We start from the raw sequence: 12978 nt of genomic DNA on the forward strand, positions 1-12978 counted from the left end.
CCGCATCGGGGCAAACGGTTTTCCACCCCCCGGCGGCAGGTCAGGTGCCGAGGACCTCCCGGCGCAGGACCGTCTTGAGGATCTTGCCGCCGGGGTTGCGGGGCAACTCGCTCTCGCGGATCCAGAACCGGACGGGGACCTTGAAGGGGGCGATCCGCTCGCGGAGGAAGGTCCGCAGCTCCTCGTCCCCCACGGGGGAGGCGAGCCGTACGATCGCGCCGACCTCCTCGCCGAGCTCCTCGTGCGGGATGCCGATCACCGCGGCGTCCTCGACCGCCGGATGCTCGAAGAGCGCGGCCTCGACCTCGGCGCAGTAGACGTTCTCCCCGCCCCGGATGACCATGTCCTTGGCCCGGTCGACGATGTAGACGAAGCCCTCCTCGTCGACCCTGGCCAGGTCTCCGGTGCGCAGCCAGCCGTCCGCGAAGGCCTCCGCGGTCTCCTCCGGCCGGTTCCAGTAGCCGAGGATCACGTTGGGGCCGCGCAGGCGCAGTTCGCCGACCTCGCCGACCGGCAGCTCCTCACCGCCCTGGCCGGTGACGCGCACGTCGACCACCGGCACGGGAAGGCCGACGCTGTCAGGTCTGGCGAGATAGTCCGGGCCGCCGTTGCCGATGGCCAGCGCGGTCGTCTCGGTCATGCCGTACCCGTTGGTCGGGGAGCGGCTGGGCAGCAGTTCGGTGAGCCGTTCGAGCAGCCTCGGCGGGGCGGGGGCGCCGCCGTACCCGAGGGAGGTGAGGCTTGAGACGTCGGCCTCGGCCAGGCCGGGGTGGGACAACAGCTGCCAGATGTTGGTCGGCACGCCGCTGAGGTTGGTGACCCGCTCCCGTTCGATGAGTTCGAGCGCGCGTCCTGCGTCCCACCTGCGCATCAGCACCAGGCCGTCGCCGCCGAACATCGTGGTGGTCATCACCGCGAAGCAGCCGGTGGCGTGGAAGAGGGGGACGGTCAGGAGGGTGACGCGGCGCCTTCCCGCCTTGCGCGCGGGGTCCCTGCCCGCCCTGACCGCGCTGCGCGTCGTGCCGTAGGCCACCGTCAGCGGGGACTGGCCCAGGTTGCGATGGCTGCCGAGTGCGCCCTTCGGGCGGCCGGTCGTGCCGGAGGTGTACAGGATGGTCGCGGGATCCTGCGGGGAGAGGTCGACCGGCGGCGGCGTCACGTCCGGCTCGACGGCGCCCAGTACCTCGGCGAAGGAACGGGCGCCCGCGGGCACCTCGCCGCGCGCCACGATCAGCGGGCATCCGGCCCCGGCGAGCGCCGCGGCGCGCTCGCCGTCGGCGATCAGCACCCGCGCCCCCGAGTCGGACAGGCCGAACTCCAGCTCCTTGGCGCTCCACCACGCGTTGAGCGGTACGGCGACCGCTCCGGCGGCCAGCACCGCGGAGAAGGCGATCACCCATTCCGGGTAGTTGCGCATGGCGATGGCCACCCGGTCGCCCTTGGCCACGCCGTACTCCCCGGCCAGACGCCTGGCCAGCGTCGCGGCGCGCAGGTAGTGCTCCTCGTAGGTGACGCGCTCGTCCTCGTAGACGAGGAAGACCTTGGGGCCGTGGCGCCTGCTGGCCTCAAGCAGTGTCCGGAAGTGGACAGGGGCGTGTTTCCACGTTCTCACCGGGCCACAGGAACCCGGGACCTCCTCCATCTCGAAGAGCTGCCCCGGGGCGGTGAGCCGAGCCAGGACCTGGTCGTGAGGGACGGCCATGCGTTCGTACTCCCCGGAGATGAAGGGGCGGGAGACATCACGATACCGGGCGGGGCAGAGGCGGGCCCCGCATGATCACATGCATGTTTTGTGATGTTTTGTGGATGGAAGAGTAGATTGTCTGATGCTTGCATGACGTTCCCCCGGCGTGCATAATCTTTCTAGTAAGTTCATGAGCAATCGTGCATGAATATGCAGTGTTTGGGGGGCGGATGAAAGCGGCCATCGCGGGTGCCAGCGGTTACGCCGGAGGCGAGATCCTGCGCCTGCTGCTGTCACACCCGGAGATTGAGATCGGCGCGGTGACCGCCGGGTCGAACGCGGGCACCCTCCTGGGCGCCCACCAGCCCCACCTGGCCCCGCTCGCCGATCGCACACTCCTGGAGACGACCGCCGAGACCCTCGGCGGCCACGACCTGGTCTTCCTCGCGCTGCCGCACGGCCAGTCGGCCGCGGTCGCCGAGCAACTCGGCCAGGACACGCTGGTCGTCGACTGCGGCGCCGACTTCCGCCTCACCGACCCCGCCGCCTGGGAGCACTTCTACGGCGGCGCCCACGCGGGCTCCTGGCCGTACGGCCTGCCCGAGCTGCCCGGACGGCGCGAGGAACTCCGCGCCACCCGCAGGATCGCCGTCCCCGGCTGCTACCCGACCGCCGTCACGCTGGCCATGTTCCCCGCCTTCGCCGCGGGTCTCGCCGAGCCCGACGTGGTCGTGGTCGCCGCGAGCGGCACGAGCGGGGCGGGCAAGTCCCTCAAGCCGAGCCTGCTGGGCAGCGAGGTCATGGGTTCGGTCGGCGCCTACGGTGTGGGCGGCGTCCACCGGCACACCCCCGAGATGGAGCAGAACCTCTCCCCGCTGGCCGGAGCCCCGGTGAAGGTCTCCTTCACCCCGCTGCTCGCTCCCATGAGCCGCGGCATCCTCGCCACCTGCACGGCGCCCGCCAAACCCGGCGTCACCGCCGCCCTGCTCCGCGAGGCCTACCAGGCCGCGACGAAGGACGAGCCGTTCCTGCGGCTGCTGCCCGAGGGCCAGTGGCCCACGACCTCGATGACCCTCGGCGCCAACACCGCCGCCCTCCAGGTCACCCTGGACGAGCGCGCCGGCCGCGTCGTCGCCGTCGTCGCCATCGACAACCTCACCAAGGGCACCGCGGGAGGCGCGATCCAGAGCGCCAACCTCGCACTCGGCCTGTCAGAAGAACTCGGCCTTCCTCTCAACGGAGTCGCCCCATGAGCGTGACCGCCCCCCTCGGATTCAGGGCAGCCGGCATCGCCGCAGGCATCAAGTCCGGTGACGCCCGCGACCTGGCGCTGGTCGTCAACGACGGCCCGTCACGTGCCGCGGCCGGTGTCTTCACGAGCAACCGTGTCAAGGCCGCACCGGTCGTGTGGTCCCAGCAGGTGCTGGCCGGGGGCCGGGTCAGGGCCGTCGTGCTCAACTCGGGCGGCGCGAACGCCTGTACCGGCAGCGCGGGCTTCCAGGACACCCACGCGACCGCCGAGCGCGTCGCCGAGGAGCTCCAGGACTCCGCGGGTGAGATCGCGGTCTGCTCGACCGGCCTGATCGGCGAACGGCTGCCGATGGACGCCCTGCTCGGCGGGATCGGCACCGCGGTCTCCCAGGCCAGCAGGGACGGCGGCCTGGCCGCCGCCGACGCCATCCGCACCACGGACACCGTCTCCAAGATCTCCTTCCGCAAGGGCGAGGGCGGCTACATGGTCGGCGGCATGGCCAAGGGCGCGGGCATGCTCGCCCCCGGCCTGGCCACCATGCTCTGCGTGATCACCACCGACGCCGACGTGCCCGCCGAGCAGCTCCAGACCGCGCTGCGCGAGGCGACCAGGGTCACCTTCGACCGGCTCGACTCCGACGGCTGCATGTCGACCAACGACACCGTCCTGCTGCTGGCCAGCGGCGCCTCCGGTGTCAGCCCCGACCTCGCCGAGTTCGGGCAGGTCGTCCGCGCCGTCTGCGCCGACCTGGCCCGTCAGCTCCTGGTCGACGCCGAGGGCGCGACCAAGGCGATCGCCATCGAGGTCATCGGCGCCGCCTCCGAGGAGGACGCCGTCGTCGTCGGCCGTGCCGTCTCCCGCTCCAACCTGCTCAAGTGCGCCATCTACGGCGAGGACCCCAACTGGGGCCGAGTGCTGTCCGCCGTCGGCACCACCGACGCCGTCTTCGAGGCCGACCGGCTCAACGTGGCCATCAACGGCGTGTGGATCTGCCGTGGCGGAGCCGCGGGGGACGACCGCTCCAAGGTGGACCTGCGCCCCCGCGACGTGACGATCACCGTCGACCTGTCGGCGGGCCCGCACGCCGCGACGATCCACACCACCGACCTCACCGTGGCCTACGTCCACGAGAACTCGGCCTACTCGTCATGAGCGTCCCCACAAGGACCCAGGCGGCCCTGGCCAAGGCGCACACGCTCATCGAGGCGTTGCCCTGGCTCGCCCGCTTCCAGGGCGCGACCGTCGTCATCAAGTACGGCGGTAACGCGATGACCGAGGAACACCTGAGGGAGAAGTTCGCCGACGACGTCGTCTTCCTGCGCTACGCCGGTCTCAAGCCGGTGATCGTGCACGGCGGCGGCCCCCAGATCAACGCCCAGCTCGACCGGCTCGGCATCGAGTCGACCTTCACCGCGGGCCTGCGGGTCACCACCCCCGAGGCCATGCAGGTCGTCAGGATGGTCCTGGTCGGCCAGGTCAACCGTGACGTCGTCGGCCTGATCAACCGGCACGGCCCGCTCGCGATCGGCATGTCCGGTGAGGACGCCCACCTGTTCACCGCGGTCCGCAAGCACGCCGTCGTCGACGGCGTCAAGGTCGACATCGGCCAGGTCGGCGACATCGTCGACGTCGAGGCCGGAGCGGTGCGGGCGCTGCTCGACGACGGGCGCATCCCCGTCGTCTCCTCGGTCGCGCGCAGCGAGGACGGCACCGTCTACAACGTCAACGCCGACACCGCGGCGGCCGCCCTGGCCGTGGCGCTCGGCGCCTCCAAGCTGATCGTCCTCACCGACGTCGAAGGCCTCTACCGCGACTGGCGCCCCGACGCGGCCGCCGGGGAGAACGAGGTCATCAGGCGCCTGAAGGCCACCGAACTCGCCGGGCTCCTGCCCGGCCTGTCCAGCGGCATGGTGCCCAAGATGGAGGCCTGCCTGAGCGCGGTCCGCGGCGGCGTGCCCCAGGCACACGTGCTCGACGGCAGGGTGCCCCACTCGGTGCTGCTGGAGATCTTCACCGACGAGGGCGTCGGCACCATGGTCCTGCCGGACACGGCCGGGCGGCGGGCGAGCACCACCAACGAGCTGAACGGGAGTGACACGTGAGCAACCAGTCGGAAGCGCTCAGCAGGCGTTTCGAGGCCGCCTTCATGCCCAACTACGGCGTGCCCCCGGTGGTGCTGGCGCGCGGCGAGGGCTCACGGGTCTGGGACGTCGACGGCACCGAGTACCTCGACCTGATCGGCGGCATCGCGGTCAGCTCGCTCGGCCACGCGCACCCCGCGCTCGTCGAGGCCGTCACCCGGCAGGTCGCCACGCTCGCCCACACCAGCAACCTGTTCCTGAACGAGCCCGAGGTGCTGCTCGCCGAACGGCTGATCGGCCTGCTCGGCGCCCCCGCCCGGGTGTTCCTCACCAACTCGGGCACCGAGGCGAACGAGGCCGCCCTCAAACTCGCCATCAAGTACGGCAAGGCCAACGGCCGCCCCTACGTCGTGGCCACGGAGAACGGCTTCCACGGCCGTAGCCTGGGCGCTCTCTCGCTGACCGGCAAGCGCGCCATCCGCGACCAGTTCGGGCCCTTCCCGGCTGATGTCCGCTTTGTCCCCTACGGCGACGCCGACGCGCTGAAGAACGCCGTCACCGACGAGTGCGCCGCGGTCTTCCTCGAACCCACCCAGGGCGAGGCCGGAGTCGTCCCGCCGCCCGACGGCTACCTCAGGGCCGTCAGGGAGATCTGCGACACGACCGGCGCGCTGCTGGTCGCCGACGAGATCCAGTCGGCCATCGGCCGTACCGGACGCTGGTTCGCCCACCAGCACGAAGGCGTCCTGCCCGACGTGCTGACCCTGGCCAAGGGCCTCGGCGGAGGCATGCCGATCGGCGCCTGCGTCGGTCTCGGCGCCGCAGGAACGCTCTTCGCCAAGGGAGACCACGGCTCGACCTTCGGCGGCAACCCCGTCTCGGCCGCCGCGGCGCTGGCCGTACTGGAGACCATCGAGAGCCAGGGCCTGCTCGAACACGTCAAGACCGTCGGGACACTGCTGTCCGAGGGAATCGCCGCGGTCGAGCACCCCCTGCTCAAGGGGGTCAGAGGCCGGGGCCTGTGGCTGGCCGTCGTCCTGACCGCCGAGCGCGCGGGCCGATTCCAGGAGGCCGCCCAGCGCGCCGGCTTCCTGGTCAACGCCGTCCAGCCGGACGCCGTACGGCTCGCACCCCCGCTCGTGATCACCGCGGAACAGGTCACCACCTTCGTGACCGCGCTTCCGGCACTTCTCGACGAGGCATCCAGTGACTGAGCAAGGCACCACCGTTTCAGGGACCAGGCACTTCCTGCGTGACGACGACCTCTCGCCCGCCGAGCAGGCGGAGGTGCTCGACCTGGCCACGGCCATGAAGAAGGACCGGTACGGCTACCGCCCCTTCGAGGGCCCGCAGACGGTCGCGGTGCTCTTCGACAAGCCGTCGACCCGCACCAGGATCTCCTTCGCCGTGGGTGTCGGGGAACTGGGCGGCCTGCCCCTCATCCTCGACGCCGGGTCCTCGCAGATGGGCCGGGGCGAGTCCATCGAGGACACCGCCCGGGTCCTGGAACGCCAGACGAGCGCCATCGTGTGGCGCACCTCGGGACAGGAGCGGGTCGAGGCCATGGCCGCGGCCTCCTCCGTGCCGGTGGTCAACGCGCTGACCGACGAGTTCCACCCCTGCCAGATCCTCGCCGACCTGCAGACCGTCAGGGAACACTTCGGCTCCACGGCCGGGCTCACCCTGACCTACCTCGGGGACGGCGCCAACAACATGGCCCACTCCTACCTGCTCGGCGGGGCGCTGGCGGGCATGCACGTGCGGATCGCCGCCCCGGCCGGGTACCGGCCCGACCCGGCGGTCCTGCGCAAGGCGGGCGAGATCGCCGTGGGCACCGGCGGCTCGGTCGCCGTGCTGCCGGACGCCGGGACGGCCGTGGCGGACGCCGACGTCGTCACGACCGACACCTGGGTCTCGATGGGCCAGGACGGCAAGGAGCAGCGGATCGCCGACCTGACGCCCTTCCAGGTCAACGCCGAGCTGATGGACCGGGCCGCCAGAGGCGCGATCGTTCTGCACTGCCTGCCCGCCTACCGGGGGCTTGAGATCTCCGCCGACGTCCTCGACGGCCCGCAGAGCCTGGTGTGGGACCAGGCGGAGAACCGCCTGCACGCCCAGAAGGCCCTGCTGCACTGGCTGGTCTCGCAGTCCGGGAAGGGAGGGCGGACACCGTGACGATTCCCATGACCAAGGTGGCCCGCCAGGCGCGAATCGCCGAGCTCCTGGCGCGGCAGCCGGTCCGCTCCCAGCCTGACCTGGCTAAGCTTCTGCTGGAGAGCGGGGTGGAGGTCACCCAGGCCACTCTCTCCCGCGACCTGGACGAACTCGGCGCGCTCAAGCTGCGGGCCGAGGACGGCTCCCTGGTCTACGCCCTGCCGGGCGAGGGCGGCGGAAGAATCCCGCCGGCCAGGCTCGGCGGCGGTGAGACTCCGGCCGCCCGGCTGAGCCGGATCGCCGAGGAACTCCTCGTCTCGGCGGACGCGTCCGCCAACCTGGTGATCGTGCGCACCCCGCCGGGTGCCGCGCAGTTCCTCGCCTCCGCCATCGACCACGCGGGCTGGAAGTCCATCCTCGGCACGGTGGCCGGAGACGACACGATCCTCGTCATCAGCCGCGACCCGATGGGTGGGGAAGCGGTCGCCGAGGCCCTGCTGAGGCACGCCGACCGACGTATGTAGCCCGCTTCGGCGGGCCATCCCAGCTCAACCAGAAACACCCGCACAAGACTTTGGAGAGACTGATCATGACTGACCGGGTCGTACTCGCCTTCTCAGGCGGCCTCGACACCTCCGTTGCCATCCCGTTCCTCGCGGAGAAGACCGGAGCCGAGGTGATCGCCGTGGCCATCGACGTCGGCCAGGGCGGCGAGGACATGGAGATCATCCGCAAGCGGGCCATCGACTGCGGCGCCGCCGAGTCCGTCGTCGTCGACGCCCGAGAGGAGTTCGCCGCCGACTTCTGCGTGCCCGCCCTGCAGGCCAACGCGCTCTACATGGACCGCTACCCGCTGGTCTCCGCGCTGTCCCGGCCGCTGATCGTCAAGCACCTGGCCACCGCGGCCAAGCAGTTCGGCGGCACCCACGTCGCCCACGGCTGCACCGGCAAGGGCAACGACCAGGTCCGCTTCGAGGCCGGCCTGGCCGCGCTCTTCCCCGAGCTCAAGGTCATCGCCCCCGCCCGTGACTACGCGTGGACCAGGGACAAGGCGATCGCCTACGCCGAGGAGAAGAACCTCCCGATCGAGACCAGCAAGAAGAACCCCTACTCGATCGACCAGAACATCTGGGGCAGGGCCGTGGAGACCGGCTTCCTGGAGGACATCTGGAACGGCCCCATCGAGGACGTCTACTCCTACACCTCCGACCCGGCCCAGCCGCGTGAGGCCGACGAGGTCATCATCAGCTTCGTCAAGGGCGTCCCGGTCGCGCTCGACGGGCGCCACCTGACCCCGTTCCAGATCATCTCCGAGCTGAACCAGCGCGCGGGCGCCCAGGGCGTCGGCAGGCTCGACATGGTCGAGGACCGGCTCGTCGGCATCAAGTCCCGCGAGGTCTACGAGGCGCCGGGCGCCATCGCGCTGATCACCGCGCACATGGAGCTGGAGAACGTCACCGTCGAGCGCGACCTGGCCAGGTTCAAGAGGTCCGTCGACCAGCGCTGGGGCGAGCTCGTCTACGACGGTCTGTGGTTCTCCCCGCTGAAGAAGGCCCTGGACGTCTTCATCGCCGAGGCCCAGGAGCACGTCACCGGCGAGATCCGGATGGTCCTGCACGGCGGCCGGGCCACCGTCACCGGCAGGCGCTCCGAGGCCTCGCTGTACGACTTCAACCTCGCCACCTACGACACCGGCGACACCTTCGACCAGTCCCTGGCCAAGGGCTTCGTCGAGCTGTGGAGCCTTCCCTCCAAGATCGCGGCGGCGCGGGACGCTCGGCTGGCCTGATTGGGCTAAGGTCGCGGATTGAATGGGGAGGAGAACAACGGTGACTGATGGTGGTAAGCCGATGCGGCTGTGGGGCGGCCGGTTCGAGGGAGGGCCGGCCGACGCGCTGACCCGGCTCTCGGTGAGCGTGCACTTCGACTGGCGGCTCGTACCGTACGACCTGCTGGCCTCGCGCGCGCACGCCCGGGTGCTGCAGAGGGCGGGCCTGCTCACCGAGGACGAGCTGGGACGCATGATCGGCGCCCTGGACGACCTTGAGCGGGCCTGCCAGGCCGGAGAGTTCCGGCCGACCGTGGCGGATGAGGACGTCCACACCGCGCTCGAACGCGGTCTGCTGGAGCGCCTCGGCACACTCGGCGGAAAGCTCCGCGCGGGCCGCAGCCGCAACGACCAGATCGCCACCGATCTTCGCCTCTACCTCCGCGACCACGTCAGGCACATCGTGTCCCGGCTGGTCGAGCTGGAGACCGCGCTGATGAGCCAGGCCGAGCAGCACGCCGAGACGGCCGCTCCCGGCATGACCCACCTGCAGCACGCGCAGCCGGTCTCCTTCGGCCACCAGCTCCTGGCCCACGTCCACGCCTTCACCCGCGACATCGAACGGCTGCGCGACTGGGACAGGCGGGCGGCCGTCTCCCCGCTCGGCTCGGGCGCGCTGGCGGGCTCCTCCCTGCCGCTCGACCCGCAGGCGGTGGCCAGGGAGCTGGGCTTCGACTCGGCCGCGCCCAACTCGATGGACGCCGTGGCCGACCGGGACTTCGCGGCGGAGTTCCTGTTCGACGCGGCGATGATCGGCGTGCACCTGTCACGGCTCGGCGAGGAGATCGTCCTGTGGGCCTCGCAGGAGTTCCGCTGGATCGAGATGGACGACGCCTACTCCACCGGCTCGTCGATCATGCCGCAGAAGAAGAACCCCGACGTCGCCGAGCTCGCCAGGGGCAAGAGCGGCCGTCTCGTCGGCAACCTCATGTCGCTGCTGACGACGCTCAAGGGTCTGCCGCTGACCTACAACCGTGACCTGCAGGAGGACAAGGAGCCGGTCTTCGACTCCGTCGACACCCTGCTGCTGGTCCTGCCCGCGATGGCCGGCCTGGTCTCCACCATGCGGGTCAACACCGCCAAGCTGGAGTCCTCGGCCCCCGACGGGTTCGCCCTGGCCACGGACCTGGCCGAACTGCTGGTGCGCAGGGGCGTCCCCTTCAGGGAGGCGCACGAGGCGGTCGGCCACCTGGTCGTCTGGTGCCAGGTCAACGACAAGGACTTCGACCAGCTCACCGACGAGGAACTGCTCAAGGTCTCCGAGCACTTCACCCCCGACTCCCGGGAGGTGCTCTCGGTGCCGGGCGCGCTCGCGGCCCGCAAGGCCCACGGCGGCACGGCCCCCGACAGGGTGCGCGACCAGCTCCTCGACCTGCGGGAGACCGTCGACGGCCAGGCGGCGTGGGCGAGCGGCAACTGACACCCGGCGAGCGTCCGCTCGCCGGGGACATCCCGCTGACCCGCGACTTCTTCGACAGGCCGGGACCCGAGGTCGCCCCCGACCTTCTGGGCCGTGTGATCACATACGGCCCGGTCGCGGTCCGTCTCACCGAGGTCGAGGCGTACGGCGTGCCGGGTCAGGACCCCGCCTCCCACACCTTCCGCGGCAGGACGATGCGCAACGCGGTGATGTTCGGGCCTCCGGGGCATCTGTACGTCTACTTCACCTACGGCATGCACTTCTGCGCCAACCTGGTCTGCCTGCCTGAGGGAGTCGGCTCGGGTGTGCTGATGCGTGCCGGTGAGGTGGTCGCCGGGATCGAGACCGCGGCGGCTCGAAGATCGGCGGGTGCGAGCCGTACGGTCTCCGGGCGCGACCTCGCCCGCGGGCCCGCGCGCCTGGCGGTCGCGCTCGGGTTCACCCGGGAGCACAACGGGCTCGACGCCTGCCCGCCGGGACCGATCACGGTCCTTGAGGGGAAGCCCGCCGACCCCGGCCTGATCCGTTCGGGACCGCGTACCGGTGTCTCGACGGGACGGGAGACCCCCTGGCGTTTCTGGATCGACGGCGACCGCACGGTTTCCCCGTACCGGCCGCACGTTCCGCGGCGTAGGTAGGGATTCACCCTGGTCTGACTGGGAACGTGCGTCTACCAAGTGGCGAAGTGGTGCGGAGATCGGGCAGGCTGTAGGCGAAGCCGTACTGACCGTTCGAGCATTGGAAAGCAAAGATCGTGACCGAGATTCTGGATGACCTCGCCTGGCGCGGCCTGATCGCGCAGTCCACCGACATCGACGCCCTGCGGGCTGCGATGGCCGAGGGTCCGATCACGGTCTATTGCGGCTTCGACCCGACCGCGCCCTCCCTGCACGTCGGCAACCTGGTCCCGCTGCTGACCCTCACCCGCCTGCAGCGGGCCGGGCACCGGATCATCGGTCTGGTCGGCGGCGCGACGGGTCTCATCGGAGATCCGAGCGGCCGCAGCACCGAGCGCTCGCTCAACTCCTCTGAGATCGTCGCCGAGTGGGTCGCGCGGATCCGGGTCCAGCTGGAGAAGTTCCTCGACTTCTCCGAGGCGGGCGGCGGCACCCTGGTCAGCAACCTCGACTGGACCGAGGGCATGTCCGCGATCGACTTCCTGCGCGACGTCGGCAAGCACTTCCCGATCAACCGCATGCTGGCCCGCGAGTCGGTCTCGGCGCGTCTGGGCGGCGACGGGCTCAGCTACACCGAGTTCAGCTACCAGATCCTGCAGGCCAACGACTACCTGGAGCTGAACAGGCGCCACGGCTGCACGCTGCAGATCGGCGGCAGCGACCAGTGGGGCAACATCACCGCGGGAACCGACCTGATCCGCAGGGTGACCGGCGGCCACGTGCACGCGCTGACCGTGCCGCTGATCACGAAGGCCGACGGGACCAAGTTCGGCAAGACGGCCGGCGGCGCGGTGTGGCTCAACCCGGAGATGACCTCGCCGTACGCCTTCTACCAGTTCTGGCTGAACGCCGACGACCGCGACGTCGTGAAGTTCCTCAAGATCTACAGCTTCAAGTCCCGCGAGGAGATCGAGGAGCTGGAGAAGGCGGCGGTTGAACGGCCCGCGGCCCGGGAGGCCCAGCGCGCGCTCGCCACCGAGTTCACCACGCTGGTGCACGGCGCGGACGAGTGCGCCGCCGTGATCGCGGCCTCGGCCGCCCTGTTCGGACAGGGTTCGCTGGAGGAACTGCCCGCGCGGACGCTGGGGGAGGCACTGGCGGAGGTGCCGCGCGCCGAGATCTCCGAGCTGGGAGCCACCTATGTCGACCTGCTGGCTCAGAGCGGGCTGGTGGAGTCGAAGTCCGCCGCGCGCAGGGCGGTCAAGGAGGGCGGCGCCTACCTCAACAACGTGAAGATCACCGATGAGGCGTACGTGCCCTCGGCCGAGGACCTGCTGCATGGGCGGTTCCTGGTGCTGCGGCGTGGCAAGCGCTCCATCGGAGGCGTCGAACTGCTCGGCGCCTGACCTCTTCCTCCGCTGTACGGCCAAGGCCCCGGTGACGAAACCGGGGCCTTGGCCGTTTAGAACGGTAACGTTTGGGTAGCGAAGGTCCCGGGTTCCCGTACGGATCTACGGTGACCTGCGGTTTCTCAGGATGGGCCTGATTTGACGGGTCTTGAGGGTCCGCCTAAAGTTCTCAATGCCCCGGGAGCGAGCCGGACGCCTCAAAGCGCGGACGGGCCCCAGGGGTGAACCCCTCTCAACGAACTTCGGTGTTCGGGCTTTGCGCTGGCCTCTGGAAAACAGGGACTTTGACACGGTCTGAATGTCACGGTAAGTTTGGAGGGTTGCTCCGGAGACGGGGTGAGCGAGATCCTAGCGGGTCTGGCGGGTTGGTGTCGAGTGCCTGCGAAGGCAGCGGGTTGACACGGACCGGCCGGAAATGATAGGATGGGAACACGGAATTTTGTGCCCCTGAAGTGGTCGCACCGGATGGTGTGGCGGCGGACGGTGAACGCGTCCGTTTCTTGAGAACTCAACAGTGTGCTAAAAGCCAGTGC

General features: G+C 70.3%; 11 protein-coding genes. 10 read left to right on the plus strand and 1 reads right to left on the minus strand.

The annotated features are described in order from the left end of the window. Nucleotides 1-40: 40 nt before the first annotated feature. A complete protein-coding gene (locus tag ABZ463_RS13340; RefSeq protein ID WP_362775882.1) occupies nucleotides 41-1702 on the minus strand; it encodes a class I adenylate-forming enzyme family protein in 1662 nt (553 codons plus the stop codon). 212 nt (nucleotides 1703-1914) lie between these two features. On the opposite strand from ABZ463_RS13340, the gene argC reads away from it, so the two are divergent. From argC to tyrS, 10 genes are all read left to right on the plus strand, one after another. After that, nucleotides 1915-2937: an N-acetyl-gamma-glutamyl-phosphate reductase gene (gene argC / locus ABZ463_RS13345; protein ID WP_362775884.1), complete on the plus strand. Its 1023-nt coding sequence runs from the start codon at nucleotides 1915-1917 to the stop codon at nucleotides 2935-2937. Then, nucleotides 2934-4088 (plus strand): bifunctional glutamate N-acetyltransferase/amino-acid acetyltransferase ArgJ, encoded by a 1155-nt coding sequence (gene argJ / locus ABZ463_RS13350; protein WP_352011713.1) that lies wholly within the window; start codon nucleotides 2934-2936, stop codon nucleotides 4086-4088. Before argC ends, argJ begins: the two co-directional genes overlap by 4 nt. Next, entirely contained in the window at nucleotides 4085-5038 is a 954-nt protein-coding gene (gene argB, locus ABZ463_RS13355) for an acetylglutamate kinase (protein ID WP_352011714.1), read from the plus strand. Before argJ ends, argB begins: the two co-directional genes overlap by 4 nt. Before the next feature lie 44 nt (nucleotides 5039-5082). Next, the gene (locus ABZ463_RS13360; RefSeq protein ID WP_362775910.1) at nucleotides 5083-6231 is read left to right on the plus strand and encodes an acetylornithine transaminase; all 1149 of its coding nucleotides are present in this window, start codon (nucleotides 5083-5085) and stop codon (nucleotides 6229-6231) included. Further along, nucleotides 6224-7192 carry an ornithine carbamoyltransferase gene (gene argF, locus ABZ463_RS13365; protein ID WP_352011715.1) on the plus strand — a complete coding sequence of 323 codons (969 nt, stop codon included), beginning with the start codon at nucleotides 6224-6226 and terminating at the stop codon, nucleotides 7190-7192. The genes ABZ463_RS13360 and argF overlap by 8 nt, the downstream gene beginning before the upstream one ends. Nucleotides 7193-7200: 8 nt before the next feature. Further along, complete coding sequence (locus ABZ463_RS13370) at nucleotides 7201-7695, plus strand: arginine repressor (RefSeq protein WP_184716701.1); 495 nt, start codon at nucleotides 7201-7203, stop codon at nucleotides 7693-7695. Nucleotides 7696-7760: 65 nt separating this feature from the next. Then, nucleotides 7761-8960 carry an argininosuccinate synthase gene (locus tag ABZ463_RS13375; protein WP_352011716.1) on the plus strand — a complete coding sequence of 400 codons (1200 nt, stop codon included), beginning with the start codon at nucleotides 7761-7763 and terminating at the stop codon, nucleotides 8958-8960. A 40-nt stretch (nucleotides 8961-9000) separates the two neighbouring features. Further along, nucleotides 9001-10419 (plus strand): argininosuccinate lyase, encoded by a 1419-nt coding sequence (argH, locus tag ABZ463_RS13380; RefSeq protein ID WP_352011717.1) that lies wholly within the window; start codon nucleotides 9001-9003, stop codon nucleotides 10417-10419. After that, nucleotides 10401-11057 carry a DNA-3-methyladenine glycosylase gene (locus tag ABZ463_RS13385; RefSeq protein WP_362775888.1) on the plus strand — a complete coding sequence of 219 codons (657 nt, stop codon included), beginning with the start codon at nucleotides 10401-10403 and terminating at the stop codon, nucleotides 11055-11057. The genes argH and ABZ463_RS13385 overlap by 19 nt, the downstream gene beginning before the upstream one ends. A 116-nt stretch (nucleotides 11058-11173) precedes the next feature. Then, nucleotides 11174-12442 carry a tyrosine--tRNA ligase gene (gene tyrS / locus ABZ463_RS13390; RefSeq protein WP_362775890.1) on the plus strand — a complete coding sequence of 423 codons (1269 nt, stop codon included), beginning with the start codon at nucleotides 11174-11176 and terminating at the stop codon, nucleotides 12440-12442. Nucleotides 12443-12978 lie beyond the last annotated feature (536 nt).

The organism is Streptosporangium sp. NPDC020145 (genome assembly GCF_040631275.1).
Taxonomy (GTDB): domain Bacteria; phylum Actinomycetota; class Actinomycetes; order Streptosporangiales; family Streptosporangiaceae; genus Streptosporangium.